This is a genomic window from Rhodococcus sp. no. 34, assembly GCF_054589475.1.
This window is the reverse complement of sequence record NZ_BAAILK010000012.1, coordinates 98,025-114,663: the sequence shown is the minus strand read 5'-3', so window position 1 is coordinate 114,663 and position 16,639 is coordinate 98,025. Positions and strand designations below refer to the sequence as shown.

Below are 16,639 nucleotides of genomic sequence, written 5' to 3'. Positions count from 1 at the left end.
ACCACCCCGAAATCATAGGCCGCGCACCCTGCGGCACCGCGAGACCGTACCGAATGGTCTGCAGAAAGAGTCGGGAATCACTCGGTGCGGGCAATGAGTAACGCTTCCTGAGTGATCTGGCAGATCTGGAGTCCGGATCGATCGAAGACCGCCGCATTCACTACTGCTCTGCCGGTGTGAGCTGTGGGGGTCGAGTGCTCGAAGAGCAGCCACTCGTCCGCCCGCACAGGGCGTTGAAACCACATCGTGTGATCGAGGGACACACCAGTCCAGTCCGTGTCGAGCGAGTGCTCCTGCCCGATGTCGTAGCCGTGCGGAGTCAGCGCGGTTGCCATCAGCATCAGATCACTGGCATAGGCGAGAGCAGCCACGTGAATCAGTGGATCGTCGCTCAGCCGCTGAGCCGAACGCATCCAGATGTTGCGCGGAGGCGCCGCCGAATGCGTCGTGGGGGACTGCGAATCGATGGGGGACACACGAATCTCGATGGCGGAGAACTCCTCCCACACCTCTCCCAACCCACCGTCTGCCTCGGCCAACTCCTGCAACGTCACGCACTCAGCGGGCGGGAGTGCGGCGGGTACTGCGCGACTGTGAGTGATGCCCTCGTCGATCGAGGAGGCAGAGACCGTCGAACGGCAGACAAGTCGTCCGTCCTGGTGGACGTCGACGCCTCTGGTGGACAGGCGTTTTCCGTCCCGAAGGCGATCTACCGAGAACTCGGTCGCGCGATTCGTCGACCCCGGGCGAAGGAAGTGGGTGTGGACGGAACTGATCGCTTTGCCGTCGGTAACCGTGTGCCCGGCTGCGAGAATCGACTGGGCTACCAGTTGGCCGCCGAACAGCTGAGGCAGCCGAACACCGTCGTTCGACCCTTGCCACCGGTCCGGGCCGGTCGATTCCAGATCGAAGACGTCGGCGAGACCACTCGTGGGGGCGCTCACGACGCGTGGTTTCGTGCCGGACGGGGTGGACGAGGTAAGAATCCGCTGGTCCGGGCGACGTAGTCGTCGTAGGCCTGCCCCTTGCTCTTGCGCATGCCGCGTTCGAGAAGGGCCTTACCGCTGTAGCTCACCAGCAGTTTGATCATGACGATCGGAGAGACGATCGTGATCAGCGCCAATGGATCACCAAGCGCGAGGATGAACAGTCCGACCCAGACGCATGCATCACCGAAGTAGTTGGGATGGCGGGTCCAGGCCCAGAGCCCACGGTCCATCACCTTCCCGGCATTGGCCGGATCAGCTTTGAAGCGGGAAAGTTGGTAGTCTCCAACCGATTCGAAGACGAAGCCGACGGTCCAGACCGCGATGCCGATCGCGCCGAGGACTCCGAGGGCGCGAAACTCGTACATCGCGAACTGGACGGGCAGCGACACCACGAGAATGAGAACGCCCTGGAGGCCGTAGATTTTGCGAATCAGGAACGGAACCAGCGGTCCCTGTTGATGTTTGAGCAGGGCAGTATAGCGCTTGTCCTGCCCGTGCCCACGGTTTCGGAAGCCGATGTACAGGCCGAGTCGCATTCCCCAGACCACGGTCAGAGCCAGCACGACGAGGCGACGCAGATCGTTGCCGTCCGACCCGATGGACGTCAGGTACGAGACGACGGCGACGACGGCGAAGCCAGGCCCCCAGCAGATGTCGATGATCGAGTGATTGTTCATGCGGATGGCGACGGCCATCACGACTGCGATGAAGACGAGGACGGCGAGTGCGCTCACACCGAAGTTCAGTGCAAGGTCGCCCAGTGGGATGTCGGTCATGCGCGCGCTTTCTGATTGTGGTGGTCGAGCAGTTCGGAAGCGAAGTCCGCGAAGGCTTCCTGTGCGCTCGGATAGGTGTGAGGAGCGCCGAGTCGGCTGGTCACGAGTAGCGCGTCGAGCGCTTTGGCATCGAGTTCTGTGGTGGTGGGCAAGAATTCGGTCGAGCCCTCGACGGCGTCGGCCGAACGCACCCCGTTGCCTGCCGTGACGATCACCTGCCCGTTGGTCGTGGACTCGGGATCGACGAGGGCGGTGACCACCGGGGCTACCAGGTCGGCCCCCATGATGTCGATGAATCGTGGATCCATTCCGGATTCGGTCATCTGCGTAGTGGCATAGGGCAGTACGACATTGGTGAACACATTGCGACTCGCACCTTCGCCGGCTGCGGTGCGTCCCAATGCGATGACGGCACCCTTGCTGGCGGCGTAGGCGGACACGGTGGGTTCTCCGTGCAGTCCTGCGGTCGAGGCAATCATCACGATGCGCCCGAATCCGGCTTCGCGCATCACTCGGGAGGCTTCGGCGGCGACCAGTGCGGTTCCGACGACGTTTGTCGTGATGACGGTGCTGAGGTTCTCGGCGGTGGTGCGATGAAGCATCTGCGGTGCGCTGACCGCGGCGCTGGTGATGCAGAAATCGAGTCGTCCGAACCGAGTGAGAGCGTCGTCCACCAACTTTCGGCCGACGTCGGGGTCGGTGACGTCGTCGTGGTTGGCGACGGCCTGTCCACCGGCTTCGAGGATTTCGTCGACAACCTGATCTGCGGGGCCTCGGCCGCTCGAATCGAGTGTGCGATTCCGATTGTTGACGATCACCGTGACCCCTCGGCTCGCGAGATGCAGTGCGACGGCACGGCCGAGGCCCTTACCCCCTCCCGTGACGACGGCAACGCGGCCGGAGAGTGAACTGACGGTCATGAGGCGATCCGTTCGACGAGCACCGCGACTCCGACACCGGCGGCGCCGCTGACCGCGGCCACACCGTAGCGACCGTCGCTCCGTACCAGTTCGTCGACACATGCGCCGACGAGAATTGCTCCGGTGGCGCCGAATGCATGGCCCATCGCCATCGTGCCTCCGTTGGGGTTCATGCGGTCCGGCCCGGCGTCCAGGTCGCGGCGGAACCGTAGGCATAGCGCGGAGAAGGCCTCTGCGAACTCGAACACGTCGATGTCCTGTGGACGAAGCCCGGCTCGCGCGATGACTGCCTCCACGGCGCTCTGACCCGCAGTGAGCATGAGGACCGGATTCACCGAAGTCGAGGCGGATCCGATGATCCGTGCGCGAGGGGTCAGGCCGGCTCTCGCCGCGGCTTTCTCGGATCCGAGGAGTAGGAGCGCTGCGCCGTCGGCCATGGCGGGAGAGGATCCGACGGTGTGCAGGTGTTCGATCTTTCCTACCTCGGGATAGGCAGCGAGCGCGAGTGCATCCTGACCGGCGGCGCCGAGCCCTTCGAAGGCGGCAGGCAGCGCTGCGAGTCCCTCTGCCGTCGTGTCGGCCCTGACCAGTTCGTCGTGCGCGATTCCGGCTTCACCATTTCTGCCGGGAACTGGCACAACGGACCGCTCGAATGCGCCGTTGCGCCAGGCCTCGGCAGCCTTGTGTTGGGTTTCGACGCCGTAGGCATCCAACTCGTCGCGGGAGTACCCCTCGATCGTGGCATTCAAGTCGGCGGCAACACCCATATGGATGGAACCGATCTGCGCGATGGTTGCCGGGTCGGTCCACAGCGGTCCGCGATCACTGAACATCGGAGTCCGGGAGACGCTTTCGACGCCACCGGCCACGACGAGGGACACGTCGTCGCCGCGAATGCGGGCCGCGCTCTGGCCGACTGCGTCGACGCCGGATGCGCAGAATCGGTTGAGGGTTGCGCCGGGGACGGAGTCGCCCCAACCGGCAAGGAGTGCGGCAGTTCTAGCGATGTTCGCGCCCTGCTCGTCCACTTGCGATGCGCAACCGAGAACGACGTCGTCGATCTGTTCTGCGGCGAGGTTCGTTCGACCCTGCAAAGCCTTGGCCAGGTGGACGACAAGATCGACTGGGCTGTGTTCGTGGAGGGCACCTCGCGTCGATGCTCGGCCGCGCGGTGTGCGCACGTAGTCGAGGACAAAAGCATCAGTCATTTTCAACCCTTCAATTAGTAGAGTTACTCTGCTAGTTGTAGTACGGTTGCGGTGAAATTACAACCGCCGTTGCGCGGGTATCTCGGTGACGTCACCGAGGCCGGATCGGCAAGGGGAGAGGTCATGACTGTTTCGAACATTTGGATTCTCGGCGGGTACCAATCCGACTTCGCACGGAACTTCACCCGTGAGGAACTCGATTTCGCGAACCTTGCCGAAGAGGTGGTGAACCACACCCTGGACGCGGCGAAGGTTCCTGCCACCGACATCGAGGTGATCCACGTCGGTAATGCCTTCGGTCAATTGTTTGCCGGCCAAGGTCAGCTGGGCGCGATGCCCGCCACCGTGCATCCAGACCTGTGGGGTGTGCCCTCGTCTCGGCACGAGGCGGCGTGCGCATCGGGCAGTATCGCTGTACTTGCAGCGATGGCAGACCTGCGCGCCGGCAACTACGACGTGGCTCTGGTGATGGGTATCGAACTGGAGAAGACGGTTCCGGGTGATGACGCGGCCGGCCATCTGGGCGCTGCAGCCTGGGTCGGACACGAAGGTCAGGAAGCAAAATTCATGTGGCCGTACATGTTCGACCGTGTGTCGAAGGAGTACGGGCGGCGTTACGGGATCGACGAATCTCACCTTCGCGCGATCTCGCAGATCAACTTCGCAAACGCGAAGAACAACCCCAACGCGCAGACACGCGGTTGGGCGGTGCCCGATCTACTCGGGAATGCAGGCGGCGACGACGCCACCAATCCTGTTGTGGAAGGTGGTGTTCGACGATTCGATTGCAGTCAGGTGACCGACGGTGGCGCCGGGGTTGTGCTGGTGACGGACAAGTACCTCCGAGAGCATCCTGATGCCGCGGCGACTCCGCTGGCCCAGATCGCGGGCTGGGGTCACCGGACAGTTGGTTTAGGTCTCGAGCAGAAGCTGGCCCGCGACGCCGATAATCCCTACGTGATGCCACACGTTCGGGATGCGGTGATGGGTGCCTTCTCCCGGGCCCGAGTCGACCTGGCCGGGATAGACGGGATCGAAACACATGATTGTTTCACGGCGAGTGAGTATCTCGCGATCGACCACATCGGTCTGACCGCGCCCGGCGAGTCGTGGAAAGCCATCGAGAGTGGTGACATCGCCATGGGCGGCAAGCTACCGATCAACCCCAGCGGCGGTCTGATCGGCGGTGGTCATCCGGTGGGTGCCAGTGGTGTTCGAATGCTTCTCGACGCGGCCCATCAGGTGACGGGAACGGCCGGCGGTTTCCAAGTCGAGGGTGCGAGCCGCTTTGCGACGCTCAACTTCGGTGGAAGTACGGCCACCACCGTCAGTTTTGTCGTCGACGCAGTTTCCTGAAAGTGCAGCCCAACCCAGCCTTTCCCAATCAGTCGAAAAGAGAATTCCATGGACGTCGAAATCGTAGGCAAGTTGTTGTCCACCCTTCCCGCCGATGACGATCACCCGTATCGCACCGGCCCGTGGCAACCCCAGACCACCGAGTTCAAAGCGGACAACCTCGAAGTCGTATTCGGTGAGGTTCCGAAAGACCTCGACGGTGTCTACCTGCGTAACACCGAGAATCCGCTCCATCCCTCGATGAAGGCGTATCACCCCTTCGACGGTGACGGCATGATTCACATCGTGGGCTTTCGCGACGGAGAGTCGTTCTACCGCAACCGATTCGTACGTACCGACGGCTTGGCGGCCGAGCAGGATGCCGGCGCTGCGTTGTGGGCCGGGCTTGCCGAGTCTCCCAAACTCAGTCGCCCCGAGGGCGGCAAGGGTGCGCGCACCCGGATGAAGGACGCGTCCAGCACCGACGTCGTCGTTCACCGGGGGACTGCTCTCACCAGCTTCTACCAGTGCGGAGATCTGTATCGTCTCGATCCGATGTCGGCGGAGACACTCGGCAAGGAAAGCTGGAACGGCAAGTTCCCCTTCGAATGGGGTGTGTCCGCGCATCCGAAGGTGGACGACAAGACCGGAGAAATGCTGTTCTTCAACTACAGCAAGGAAGCGCCGTACATGCACTACGGCGTCGTGGACTCGGCCAACGAGTTGGTCCACTACGTCGACGTCCCACTTCCCGGTCCGCGCTTGCCGCACGACATGGCCTTCACGGAGAACTACGCGATCCTCAACGACTGCCCCTTGTTCTGGGATCCGGTTCTGCTGGAGAAGGGCGCGCACGTCGCGAATTTCCATCCCGATATCCCGCTGCGTCTCGGAGTCATCCCACGCCGCGGAAATACCTCTGACATCAAGTGGTTCGAAGCCGATCCGACCTATGTCCTGCACTTCGTGAACGCCTACGAAGAGGGCGACGAGATTGTTCTGGACGGTTTCTACCAGGGCGATCCGGAACCGTCGGACAACGGTATGGGCAATCAGTGGGAGCGCGCCTTCCGTTTCCTCGCTCTCGATCGTATGCAGACCCGGCTTCACCGCTGGCGTTTGAACCTGGTCACCGGAGCCACGCGTGAGGAGCAACTCAGTGACTCGATCACCGAATTCGGCATGATGAACGGCAATTTCGCGGGCGAGAAGTACCGATACGCCTATGCGGCTTCGGGTAAACCGTCGTGGTTCCTGTTCGACGGCTTGGTCAAACACGACCTGCTGACGGGCAACGAGGAACGATTCTCCTTCGGTGACGGTGTGTACGGCAGCGAGACTTCGATGGCGCCGCGCGTGGGTGGTACCGCCGAAGACGACGGCTATCTCATCACGTTGACCACTGACATGAACGAGGATGCGTCCTTCTGCTTGATCTTCGACGCTGCCCGCGTCGGAGACGGACCGTTGTGTAAACTTCGCCTTCCCGAACGAATTTCGAGTGGTACGCACTCGACGTGGGCTCCGGGCGCCGAGCTCCGACGCTGGCAGAGTGCCGACACCGCCGCCGAAGCGGTCGGACTGTGACGGGCACGCACGACGCGGGCACGTGGGAGATCCTGCGACAGGTGGTGATCGGTGCACGAGACGTGGACAAGACCGGTCACCAATTGCGCGAAGCATTGAATCTGGCACCAGGATTCGCGGATCCACTGCTCGAAGGCATCGGTTTGGCCGACGAGACCTTGGCCGTCGGGCCGCAGGCATTTCTCGAGATCGTCGCGCCGCTCGACGAGACGGTCTCGCTGGCGAGATGGATCCGCAAGGGCGGAGGGGAGGGCGGCTATGCACTCTCGATCCAGGTTTCGAACATCGAGCCCTATCTGGAACGTGCAGCTGCGGCCGATGTTCGGACGGTGGCCGATCTCGAGGCCTACGGTCACCGGATCGTCCAACTTCATCCCGGTGATCTCGGACTGCTCGTGGAACTCGACGAGATTCCCGACGCCGACGAGTGGTTCTGGGATGAGACGGAGAAGGAAGTTTCCCTCGATCCCTGGGTCGACGACATCCTCGGCGTCGACGTGTCCTCGCCCGATCCGGCCAGGACGGCGACGCTGTGGGCCGAAGTGTTCGGAAAGGAACCGGTCTCGGCGCAACCACTCTCGATCAGGCTGGGATCACGCGTCGTGTCGTTCGTTCCGGGGGAGCGATCGATGCTCACTGCAATCGATCTGGCGGCGTCGAGCGGCGCGTCTGCCGTCGAGCCGGGGCTGATCGTCGGCGGCGTGGAGTTCCGGATTCACCCACGCTGAGCGTGCTTCACATCGAACGACAGAAATCGGGGCCGATCGCTCGAAGCGACCGGCCCCGAATTCGTGTCATGGACTCAAGCGAAGTCCTGTCGCAAACGAGTCTTGAGCAGCTTCCCGCTAGCGTTGCGTGGCAGCTCCTCGATGAACCGAACCGCACTGGGGCACTTGAAGTGAGCCAGTCGCTCGCGTGACCACTCGATGATCTCCGCTTCGGTTGCATCCGAATCAGCAGCTCGAACGACCACGGCAAGGGGAGTCTCACCCCACCGATCGGAGTGAACGCCGACTACCGCCACCTCGCGGATGCCGGGGTGCCCGGAGAGAACACTCTCCACCTCGGCCGGATAGACGTTCTCACCGCCGGAGACGATCATGTCCTTGAGGCGGTCGTGGAGGTAGAGATAGCCGTCCTCGTCGAACGATCCGCCGTCTCCGGTGCGAAGCCAGTCGCCGTCCAACATGGTGGCCGCAGTGGCTGCTTCGTTACGCCAGTAACGCTTCATGACGTGAGGGCCGCCGATGACGACCTCGCCGCGGGTACCGACCGGGACGTCTTCGAGCGTCACGGGATCGACTATGCGGATGGGCACTCCGAACATCGGCTGCCCGACGGACTTCAACCGATGCGCGGTCGACTCGTCGGTCGCCCGATGATCTTCCGGGGTCAGCATGGTGACGCCGCCGGTCGACTCGGTGAGTCCGTATGCCTGCAGGAAACTACACCCGAAGACCTCGGTCGCGTCTTGCAACAGGGGCAGTGGCATCGGCGCGGCTCCGTAGACCAGGAACTGCAGGGCACTCCAATCTGCCTCGCGCACAGCCGTAAGGGAGGTCAGGACGCTGATCACCGCGGGAACGGCGACCGCATGCGTGACTTTGTACTCCTGCATCAGCGCGACGAGTTCGAGAGGTCCGGCGATGGTCTCGAGCAGTAGAGCGCCACCGCCGAGCGTCGTGACCAGGGCGAGACCCAGTCCGGCCACATGGAAGAACGGAACCGGGCACATAGCCACGGAGTCGGTGTCGAGATCGAGCAGGTGATACATGGTGGCGAGGGCACGGCCGAGGTTGGCGCCGGTGAGTTCGATTCCCTTCGGGTGACCGGTGGTTCCCGACGAGTAGAAGATCAGCGCTGTGTCGTCGGGGCGGCGCGACGACCCCGGATCGTCGTCGCCGACACCGGAAAGCCAGTCGTTCCACGAGATCGAGTTTCCGGAACCGTCCACCGTGACGACGGTCCGGACGCTACCGACCGCCGCGGCGACGTCGGAGAGGCCCTCATCGCCTGCTCCGAGTACGACAACGGTCGGCTCGCTGTTGCTCAGGATGTAGTCGACCTCGCCCGGTGCCAGCCGATTGTTGACGGCCGTCAGGATCGAGCCCATCTTCGAAGATCCGTACAGGACGGAGAGGAAAGACGGTGCATTGGCCCCGATGTACGCCACCCGGTCGCCGGGTCGAACACCATCGCGCAGAAGTGCATTCGCGACACGATTTGTTTCGATGTCGAGTTCGCGGAAACTGGTACGCCCGTCATCGGAGATGACGGCGGTGCTCTCCGGACTGGCAATCGCCCGGCTGCGTAGCAAGTCTTCCAGATTCTGCACGGGGCGACCGTCGGGCAGGAGCGCGTTCACGGAAGGTTCACGGACGGCAGGTTCACGGACGGCAGGTTCACGGGTGGCAGGTTCACGGGTGGCAGTCGAACCTACGTCCGTCGGCTGAGTTGTCATGCTGAATGCTCCAATCTGAAGGGGGCAAAGACAGGGGGTTCGAAAATGCCGGCGGGAGCAGCGAGTACATGCTCGACGGCGCGTAGTGCCGGGCCTGCAGTGATGAACTGACCGGCTGTCGTGCGACTGTTCGGATCTTGTGGTTCGACCAGGTTGACGGTCATCACGATCTCGGGTTTGCCGAAGAGGTGGACTTCCCATTGGTCCCGTCCCGCGTATTCGTCGCGATCAGGTTCCATGGTCCAGATGATGGCGAGGGTGAGGAACTGCTTTCCGTCGACCATTGCGTGCCAGCGCCATTCGGTGGTTCCGACGGTTCCCGCGGCGATGCGTCCGGCGGCGACGTCGAGATCCGTACGTGCCGGAACGACCCTGTGATCGGACACGACCTCGTCGTAGGTGACGCCCAGGCGCTCGCACATGAACGCGATGGTCTCGAGGTACAGCGACGCGTACAGCGAGGGCAACGGCCCGGTGCCGTCCAGGTCCTTCGGGGGCGAACCCATTCCCATCACGGTGAACGCGAAGTCGGGGTCAGGCATGCCGCGAGCGTCGAGCACCTCGTCGATCGTAATTCGGTCGAGTTCGATCGATGTTCCCGTCAGCGCCAACGCCAATCGCTCGCCGATGACACCTGGGCTCACGCCGACCCCGTAGAGCGTCGAATCGCCTTCCTTGCATGCTTGGGCGAACATGTGCTCGCGTTCGGTGCCGTGTGCGCGGGGGAAATGCTGCCCGGCCGTCGTGATCACGTTGATCCCGGCGCGAAGCAGACGGCACAGATCGTCGTCGTGGCGTTCGTACGGAATCTGCAACCGTGGACTGTGGATGAGAACCTGTGGGCGCGAGCGGATGATCTCGTCCACGTCGCGTGTAGCGATCACCCCCGTCGGTGCTCGTCTGGCGATGTCACCGGCGTCTCGACCCGCCTTGGCGTCGCTGTACACGTAGAGGCCGACCAACTCGAGGTCGGGACGATCGATGATTCCGCGTAGCGCCGTCTTGCCGATGGCGCCGGTCGCCCACTGGGCAACACGAATCGGATCGCTCATGATCGGGTGGTCAGTTCGCCGGCGAAGAGGAGCTTGCCCAGTCCGCGTTCGTACCGAATCGGATCGCGGGCCAGGCGCGCACGCGCGTCGATTGCCATGAAATCGGTGTCGCACGTCCACTCGCCGCGTTGCATGGCGGCGAGTCCGGTTGCCGCGATGTCGAGAGGGTTTTCCTTGTGGCCCTGCACATGTGACGCCATGCGGGTGTCGACGCTGCCGACGATCAACGACGTGACGGTGATGCCGTGCGGTTCGAGTTCGGCGCGAGCGATGCCGCCGAGCGACAGAGCAGCCGCCTTGGCCGGTGAATAGCCACCCATGAAGGCGGTCGGAGCGATTGCGGCCACCGACAGGACGTTGACTATCGATCCTCCGCCGCGGGCGGCGAGTACCGGCGCGAAGGCGCGGATCATCGTCAGAGGCCCGAAGTAGTTGACCTCCATCTCGGCTCGCGCAGCCGCTTGGTCGTCGGCCTCGATCAACCGATTCCCGGTGAACAGTCCGGCATTGTTGACGACCACTGTGGTGTCACCGCACGCCCGGGCCGCTGCATCGACGAGTCCTGGATCGGTCACGTCGAGTTCGACGATGTGTGCTCCGGTGGATCGCAGCTCGGCGGGCGCCTCGTCGGGATTTCTCACCCCTGCATAAATTTTGGCGGCACCCATCGACTTCGCCTGTTGGACGAAGGCCAAGCCGAGCCCTCGATTGGCGCCGGTGACGAGGACAGTCGCGCCCTCTATCGGCGTTCCGCGAAACCTTGTCATGAGTGCTCCTGTGTCTGCCGGGTGTAGATGAGGTCGTCGGGAAATTTCTTGCTCTTCTTCAAAGACGTTTCAGGCGCGAGCATCCCGAAGATCCAGCCTTCGGCTGTGGCCATGTCGTGGTTCCAGTCCCACCGCAGGGCGCGGTGGCGGATTCCCCACCTGCCGTCCTCGTAGCCGAAGCGGTCGATCAGGCGCGCCGAGGTGAGTGTGTCGGCTATGCCGTCCGAGTGCTTGATTCGCGCGAAGGCAAGCACGTAGGACTCGACGTGTGCTGTGTCCCCGTCGAGTTCGACCAAGACGTTGGTCATTGCGTGGGTGGTCAGTGACCGTGGGTGGGTGATGGCCCCGGCGATGTGGTCGATGTAGTCGTCGGCGGTGCCGGTGAAGACACCCCCGTGGTCTTCGGTTGCGCCGGGTAGATAACACCGCCTGGCGTCCTCGACGTCGCCGCGATCGGCGGCTCGGAGGAAACGAGCCAGAACCTCGTAGATTTCCTGCTTGGCGACGAGAGCGTCGACCCGGCTGTAGTCCCTGACGTCTGGGCCCCCGCCGCTGTCGACTGCGTGAATGTTGTTGGACCTCACGATGATGTCCCTTCTCGGCTCCGGATCGGGGGCCGCACGTTGACGGAGTGCCTCTGTTTACTGTAGTAATCTCTATCACACTGTTAATTGAAGTGTCACGAGGAGGTGAAACCAATGCTTGGAAACACACCACCCGCACAACCTGCGAATGACCCGGTCGTACTCACGCTCTCCGATGTATCGATCGAATTCGGCGGAGTCACGGCTCTCGACGACGTCGGCTTCGACGTCCACGCCGGCCAGATCTGCGGACTCATCGGGCCGAACGGCGCTGGTAAGACCACGCTGTTCAACTGCATCACAAGGATTTACGAACCGAGTCGCGGTGTCATCACCTGGCAAGGAACCGACCTCTTGGGATTGCGGCCCTATGCATTGGCATCTGCAGGGATCGCTCGGACCTTCCAGAATCTCGCACTGTTCAGCGGCATGAGCGTCTTCGACAACACCATGGTCGGCGGATCGTCTCGGGGCCGCTTCGGACTGGCGAGCGGGGTTCTCGGCTGGCCTCCAGCGCGCGCCCGAGTCCGAGAACTGCGAGAGAAGGCCTGGTACCTGCTCGAACGCCTCGAACTCGTCGACGTCGCGAACGCGCCGGCAGCAGGCCTTCCGTTCGGAACACTCAAGCGCGTCGAACTGGCACGAGCATTGATGTCCGAGCCTTCGCTGCTTCTGCTCGACGAGCCCGCCGGCGGGCTCACACACAGCGAAGTCAAGGAGCTGGGAGAACTGATCGTCTCGCTCCGCGACGACTTCGGCTTCGGAGCGCTTCTGGTCGAACACCACATGGGATTGGTGCTGGGTATCTCCGATCACGTTGTCGCACTGAACTTCGGCCACAAGATCGCTGAAGGTACTCCGGCGGAGATCCAGCAGAACGACGCCGTGATCAATGCCTATCTGGGGCGAGCGGCATGAGCCTGCTGAGCGTCGATGATCTGCATGCCGGTTACGGGCGAGGCAATGTACTGCACGGGGTTTCGCTCGACGTGGAACCCGGCGGGGTCGCTGTTGTTCTCGGCGCGAACGGTGCCGGCAAGACCACCATGATGCGTGCGCTTGCCGGATTGATTCCGCACCAGGGAACGATCACCTTCAACGGTTCGCCGCTCGGATCCAAACCTGAACGCGCCGTGGCCGCCGGCGTCAGCCTTGTCCCACAGGGCCGTGGAACTCTCGGTCAACTGTCGGTACGTGACAACCTGCTCGTCGGCGCTGCGCTTCGCAACGACAAGGCGGAGATCGAGGCCGACATCGAGCGGTGGTGTGAGACATTTCCGGTGCTCGCGAGGAGGTCCACACAGTTGGCAGGTTCGCTGTCAGGCGGTGAACAGCAGATGCTCGCGGTCGCGCGGGCATTGATGAGCCGTCCCACCCTGCTTTTGTGCGACGAACCGAGCCTGGGTCTGGCGCCCATCGTCATCGCCGAATTGTTCGACACGCTCGGTGCGATCAACCGGAGCGACGGAACTGCACTGCTGATCGTGGAACAGAATGCCGATCTCGCGATGAAACTCGCGTCGAAGGTCTTCCTGCTCGACGTAGGCACCATCGTCGCTGCCGGCACGCCCGAGGAATTTCGTTCGGACGACGTCGTGCGCAGCGCCTATCTCGGGTACCAGGAGTAAACGGTGACACTCTTTCTCGAACGACTCATCTCCGGATTGACCAACGGCTCGATCTACGCAATTCTCGCGCTGGCACTCGTGGTGGTGTTCCGTGCCACCGGCACGATCAACTTCGCTCAGGGCGAGTTGGCCCTGTTCACAACCTTCGTGGCGTGGTGGCTCACAACGATGTCCTGGCCGATCTGGGCCGCGATCGGAGCGGCTCTCGCTCTCGGCTTCCTGCTCGGGGCGTTGATGGAGCGTCTGCTCATCCGGCCGGTTCAACGTAGAAGTGACATGGCAGTGCTGATAGTGGCACTGGGATTGTTCACCGGGCTCAACTCGTTGGCCGGAATGCTGTGGGGGAGCGAAACGAAGATCATGCCGAGCCCGTTTCCCAACGGTCCCACCGACTACATCTCAGTGGGCGGCGCGCGCGTGTACGGCGACGCACTGGGCGTACTGGTTGCGCTCGTTGTCCTACTTGTGTTGATGTCCTTGCTCTTTCGCAAGACGAGAGTCGGTCTGCACATGCGTGCCGTCGCGGACAATGCCGAATCTGCCACTCTCGCCGGAGTTCCGACCAGCCGGATACTCGCAATCGGCTGGGGTGTTGCGGCAGCGATCGGCGCACTGGCCGGTGTCCTGGTCACTCCGCTCTCGCCGCAACAACTCGGCCTCACGACCATGTTCCCGATCTTCATCGCAGCATCTGCGGCAGCGCTGTTCGGCGGTCTGGACAGTCTTGTCGGCGCAGTTGTGGGTGGGTTGACGATCGGTGTTCTGGAATCGATGCTCAGCGGCTACATTTCGGTCATCGGCGGTTCGCTGCAGCAGACATCCGCGCTACTGATCATCGTGGTGATCCTCTTCGTCAGACCCAATGGACTGTTCGGTACCAAGAAACTGGAGCGGGTATGACGACGCTTGCCGAGAGAAATGAACCCGCGGTCGCCGAAAAGGCAGTCAGGCAGCCGCGTGTGGTGGTTGCCGGATCGACGTCGTACCGGATACTCCAACTGGTTCTGCTGGTGGCTGCCGTCTGTGCCCTGCTCCTCGTGTCGCAGAGCGCGCCGTTTCGCGTAGGGCAGTTCACGAGTGTCTTCATCATCGCGATTGCCATCGCCGGACTGAATATCGTCAGCGGGTACACCGGACTTCTGTCGATCGGCCATTCTGCCTTCTTCGGCCTCGGCGCGTACACGACCGGCGTTCTGATCGTCGATCGCGGATACTCGCCGTTGACCACAATCCCGATGGCAGTCGTATTGTGTTTCGTACTAGGACTTCTCGTCGGGCTTCCCTCCTTGCGGATCAAAGGGCTGTATCTGGCCCTCGTTACCCTCGCCGTCGCTGTGGCGTTTCCCGAAGTGATCCGCAAGACCGGGGATCTCACCGGTGGCGCGGCCGGCATGGTCGTTCGTGCGAATCTTCTGGTCCCGCCGAAATGGACGGGTTTGACCCGCGCGGACACCTATCTCTGGATCTTCTGGGTTTCGGTAGTGACGCTGGCAGTGGTCATGCTCCTGATCCGCAATCTCGTCAAGAGTCGATTCGGTCTGGCAATGGTTGCGGTGCGCGACAACGAGATTGCGGCGAGTGCAAACGGCATCAACGTCGCGCGGGTCAAGATTCTCGCTTTCGGACTTTCCGGCGCGATCACCGGTCTGGCAGGTTCGCTGTTCACGATGTACATCGGCGCGCTCTCACCCGAGTCCTTTTCGTTGATGAAGTCGATCGAGTTCATCACCGGACTGGTGTTGGGCGGAATCGCAACGCAATTCGGCCCGATCGTCGGGGCTACGGCAGTGGTGTTCCTGCCGTACTACACCGGAAGCGTCACCGACGGCCCCGTGTCGGGAGTGGTGTTCGGCGCGGTGCTGATCGCGATCGTGTTCTTGATGCCGGACGGAATCGTCGGCCGGATCAACAGCGTTCTCCGACGGTTTGTCCTGGTGGTTCCCGCAGATCATCCCAAGTATCGCGAAGGTGAACCCCGCACCTGAGCGCCGTCTCCCTCGCCCACTCTCGTTTCTCTCAACTCACAGCAAGGAACTGGACGATATGAAAAGGCAGACCACGATTCCCGCAGTCATCGCCGCTGCGGCACTACTCCTTTCGGCCTGCGGAGGTAACTCCGACGCAGAGAGCAACACGTCGACCTCGGCCGGAGCAGTATCGGTCGACGACTGCAGCGATCCCAGTGGTGCCGCGGCGCCGATCACCGACAAACTCACGGTGGGGTGGAGTGGGCCGACGTCCGGCCCGCTCGCCGACGCGGTCGGCAACGTGATCGAAGGAATGCGAGCACGGTTCGAGGTCGAGAACGCGGCCGGCGGCGTCGGCGGCGTCAAGCTCGACGTCGTGGTCAAGGACGATGCCTTCTCCCCGGAGCGCGCCAAAGCCAATGTCGGAGAGTTCATTCAGAAGGACAAGGTCGACGTTCTGGGCACGTTCGGAGCAGGCCAGTTGAACGCCATCGCGGACGACCAGACCACTGCCTGTGTTCCACTGCTCTTCGCGCAGGCAGGCATGCCCGAGTTCCGGGTGATCGAAGACTTTCCGTGGACCACGGAGTATCTACCGGATCCGGGCGTCGAGATGGAGGTAGTGGTCGAAAGCCTGAAGAAGAAGTATCCGAGCGGCGCCAAGGTTGCCTTGGCCACGAACCAGACCGAGTCCGGACAAGGGATCGCCAACGGCTTCAAGTCCGCGATCGAAGGAACGAACTTCGAGATCGCAGCCGAAGAGGCGCTGACCGACCCCAAGACGGCGGCATCGACCCTCAAAGCCAGTGGCGCCGAGGTATTGGTGGTGGCCGGTGTCACCACCGATTGCCTCGCGATCACCCAGGCGATCGGACGTGTCGGATGGAAGCCCGACACCGTGATTCAACCGTCGAACTGCGTCGACGGTGCGACGCTGTATGCGCCCGCCGGTGATGCTGCCGACGGGCAGCAGGTGATGGTGTGGCTCAAGGATCCCAACAACGCCCTCTACAAGGACGACGCGGCGGTACGTGACTACCTGGCCGGTGCGGCTGCTCACGGTGCCGATTCCCCGACCAACAGCTACACCGTGAACGGCTGGGCCATCGGTGACCTGTTGGTGGACAACTTCACTCGGGCCTCTGAGTCGTCTGACGGACTCTCACGCGCCAGCATCATGAGTGCCGCACGAACGCAGGACTACCACCCGCCGATGTTCATCGACGGAATCAAATTCACGATGACCGCGGACCATGCATTGGGAATCCTGGCATTCCAGCCGTTCGAGTGGAACGCCGCTACCCAGGCGTTCGAGAAGCAGGGCGACGTGATCGACATTTCCGGCCGTTACGAGAACTGAAACGA

16 protein-coding genes are annotated in these 16,639 nt (G+C 62.7%); 8 read left to right on the top strand and 8 right to left on the bottom strand.

All coding sequences use genetic code 11. The features are described 5' to 3' along the window. Positions 1-77: 77 nt before the first annotated feature. From ACYP01_RS01355 to ACYP01_RS01340, 4 genes are read right to left on the bottom strand one after another with little or no spacing between them, the layout of a single operon-like run. Positions 78-944, bottom strand: coding sequence for an acyl-CoA thioesterase (locus ACYP01_RS01355; protein ID WP_058037859.1), 867 nt, complete (start codon positions 942-944; stop codon positions 78-80). Beyond that, complete coding sequence (locus ACYP01_RS01350; protein WP_042451087.1) at positions 941-1,765, bottom strand: DUF1295 domain-containing protein; 825 nt, start codon at positions 1,763-1,765, stop codon at positions 941-943. The genes ACYP01_RS01355 and ACYP01_RS01350 overlap by 4 nt, the downstream gene beginning before the upstream one ends. After that, complete coding sequence (locus ACYP01_RS01345; protein WP_218747667.1) at positions 1,762-2,685, bottom strand: SDR family NAD(P)-dependent oxidoreductase; 924 nt, start codon at positions 2,683-2,685, stop codon at positions 1,762-1,764. The genes ACYP01_RS01350 and ACYP01_RS01345 overlap by 4 nt, the downstream gene beginning before the upstream one ends. Beyond that, a complete protein-coding gene (locus ACYP01_RS01340) occupies positions 2,682-3,893 on the bottom strand; it encodes an acetyl-CoA C-acyltransferase (RefSeq protein WP_042921373.1) in 1,212 nt (403 codons plus the stop codon). Before ACYP01_RS01340 ends, ACYP01_RS01345 begins: the two co-directional genes overlap by 4 nt. A 123-nt stretch (positions 3,894-4,016) precedes the next feature. Between ACYP01_RS01340 and ACYP01_RS01335 the strand changes: the two genes are divergently transcribed. The 3 genes from ACYP01_RS01335 to ACYP01_RS01325 are packed head-to-tail and all read left to right on the top strand — an operon-like array spanning position 4,017 to position 7,543. Next, positions 4,017-5,249: an acetyl-CoA acetyltransferase gene (locus ACYP01_RS01335; protein WP_459678296.1), complete on the top strand. Its 1,233-nt coding sequence runs from the start codon at positions 4,017-4,019 to the stop codon at positions 5,247-5,249. A gap of 48 nt (positions 5,250-5,297) precedes the next feature. After that, the gene (locus tag ACYP01_RS01330) at positions 5,298-6,815 is read left to right on the top strand and encodes a carotenoid oxygenase family protein (protein ID WP_030534915.1); all 1,518 of its coding nucleotides are present in this window, start codon (positions 5,298-5,300) and stop codon (positions 6,813-6,815) included. Continuing rightward, a complete protein-coding gene (locus ACYP01_RS01325) occupies positions 6,812-7,543 on the top strand; it encodes a VOC family protein (protein WP_218747665.1) in 732 nt (243 codons plus the stop codon). The genes ACYP01_RS01330 and ACYP01_RS01325 overlap by 4 nt, the downstream gene beginning before the upstream one ends. 74 nt (positions 7,544-7,617) lie before the next feature. On the opposite strand, the gene ACYP01_RS01320 is transcribed toward ACYP01_RS01325, so the two are convergent. From ACYP01_RS01320 to ACYP01_RS01305, 4 genes are read right to left on the bottom strand one after another with little or no spacing between them, the layout of a single operon-like run. Beyond that, complete coding sequence (locus ACYP01_RS01320) at positions 7,618-9,276, bottom strand: long-chain-fatty-acid--CoA ligase (protein ID WP_459678293.1); 1,659 nt, start codon at positions 9,274-9,276, stop codon at positions 7,618-7,620. Beyond that, the gene (locus tag ACYP01_RS01315) at positions 9,273-10,328 is read right to left on the bottom strand and encodes an NAD(P)H-dependent amine dehydrogenase family protein (protein WP_073512710.1); all 1,056 of its coding nucleotides are present in this window, start codon (positions 10,326-10,328) and stop codon (positions 9,273-9,275) included. The genes ACYP01_RS01320 and ACYP01_RS01315 overlap by 4 nt, the downstream gene beginning before the upstream one ends. Then, entirely contained in the window at positions 10,325-11,095 is a 771-nt protein-coding gene (locus ACYP01_RS01310; protein ID WP_003940078.1) for an SDR family oxidoreductase, read from the bottom strand. Before ACYP01_RS01310 ends, ACYP01_RS01315 begins: the two co-directional genes overlap by 4 nt. Next, positions 11,092-11,679, bottom strand: a complete 588-nt coding sequence (locus tag ACYP01_RS01305; RefSeq protein WP_064111724.1) for a nuclear transport factor 2 family protein — start codon at positions 11,677-11,679, stop codon at positions 11,092-11,094. The genes ACYP01_RS01310 and ACYP01_RS01305 overlap by 4 nt, the downstream gene beginning before the upstream one ends. A gap of 114 nt (positions 11,680-11,793) precedes the next feature. Between ACYP01_RS01305 and ACYP01_RS01300 the strand changes: the two genes are divergently transcribed. The 5 genes from ACYP01_RS01300 to ACYP01_RS01280 are packed head-to-tail and all read left to right on the top strand — an operon-like array spanning position 11,794 to position 16,634. Continuing rightward, the gene (locus ACYP01_RS01300) at positions 11,794-12,597 is read left to right on the top strand and encodes an ABC transporter ATP-binding protein (RefSeq protein WP_021345217.1); all 804 of its coding nucleotides are present in this window, start codon (positions 11,794-11,796) and stop codon (positions 12,595-12,597) included. Next, on the top strand, positions 12,594-13,307 hold the full coding sequence (locus tag ACYP01_RS01295) for an ABC transporter ATP-binding protein (RefSeq protein ID WP_003939931.1): 714 nt from the start codon (positions 12,594-12,596) through the stop codon (positions 13,305-13,307). Before ACYP01_RS01300 ends, ACYP01_RS01295 begins: the two co-directional genes overlap by 4 nt. A gap of 3 nt (positions 13,308-13,310) precedes the next feature. Further along, positions 13,311-14,207, top strand: a complete 897-nt coding sequence (locus ACYP01_RS01290; RefSeq protein WP_003940241.1) for a branched-chain amino acid ABC transporter permease — start codon at positions 13,311-13,313, stop codon at positions 14,205-14,207. Next, positions 14,204-15,292 carry a branched-chain amino acid ABC transporter permease gene (locus tag ACYP01_RS01285; RefSeq protein WP_030534909.1) on the top strand — a complete coding sequence of 363 codons (1,089 nt, stop codon included), beginning with the start codon at positions 14,204-14,206 and terminating at the stop codon, positions 15,290-15,292. The genes ACYP01_RS01290 and ACYP01_RS01285 overlap by 4 nt, the downstream gene beginning before the upstream one ends. A gap of 58 nt (positions 15,293-15,350) precedes the next feature. Next, the gene (locus ACYP01_RS01280; protein WP_003939841.1) at positions 15,351-16,634 is read left to right on the top strand and encodes an ABC transporter substrate-binding protein; all 1,284 of its coding nucleotides are present in this window, start codon (positions 15,351-15,353) and stop codon (positions 16,632-16,634) included. Positions 16,635-16,639: the final 5 nt, after the last annotated feature.

Excerpts from the sequence above, each read along its gene's own strand:
- ACYP01_RS01350 (WP_042451087.1), bottom strand. The coding sequence starts at position 1,765 with ATGACCGACATCCCACTGGGCGACCTTGCACTGAACTTCGGTGTGAGC.
- ACYP01_RS01345 (WP_218747667.1), bottom strand. The coding sequence starts at position 2,685 with ATGACCGTCAGTTCACTCTCCGGCCGCGTTGCCGTCGTCACGGGAGGG.
- ACYP01_RS01340 (WP_042921373.1), bottom strand. The coding sequence starts at position 3,893 with ATGACTGATGCTTTTGTCCTCGACTACGTGCGCACACCGCGCGGCCGA.
- ACYP01_RS01335 (WP_459678296.1), top strand. The coding sequence starts at position 4,017 with ATGACTGTTTCGAACATTTGGATTCTCGGCGGGTACCAATCCGACTTC.
- ACYP01_RS01330 (WP_030534915.1), top strand. The coding sequence starts at position 5,298 with ATGGACGTCGAAATCGTAGGCAAGTTGTTGTCCACCCTTCCCGCCGAT.
- ACYP01_RS01320 (WP_459678293.1), bottom strand. The coding sequence starts at position 9,276 with ATGACAACTCAGCCGACGGACGTAGGTTCGACTGCCACCCGTGAACCT.
- ACYP01_RS01315 (WP_073512710.1), bottom strand. The coding sequence starts at position 10,328 with ATGAGCGATCCGATTCGTGTTGCCCAGTGGGCGACCGGCGCCATCGGC.
- ACYP01_RS01310 (WP_003940078.1), bottom strand. The coding sequence starts at position 11,095 with ATGACAAGGTTTCGCGGAACGCCGATAGAGGGCGCGACTGTCCTCGTC.
- ACYP01_RS01300 (WP_021345217.1), top strand. The coding sequence starts at position 11,794 with ATGCTTGGAAACACACCACCCGCACAACCTGCGAATGACCCGGTCGTA.
- ACYP01_RS01295 (WP_003939931.1), top strand. The coding sequence starts at position 12,594 with ATGAGCCTGCTGAGCGTCGATGATCTGCATGCCGGTTACGGGCGAGGC.
- ACYP01_RS01285 (WP_030534909.1), top strand. The coding sequence starts at position 14,204 with ATGACGACGCTTGCCGAGAGAAATGAACCCGCGGTCGCCGAAAAGGCA.
- ACYP01_RS01280 (WP_003939841.1), top strand. The coding sequence starts at position 15,351 with ATGAAAAGGCAGACCACGATTCCCGCAGTCATCGCCGCTGCGGCACTA.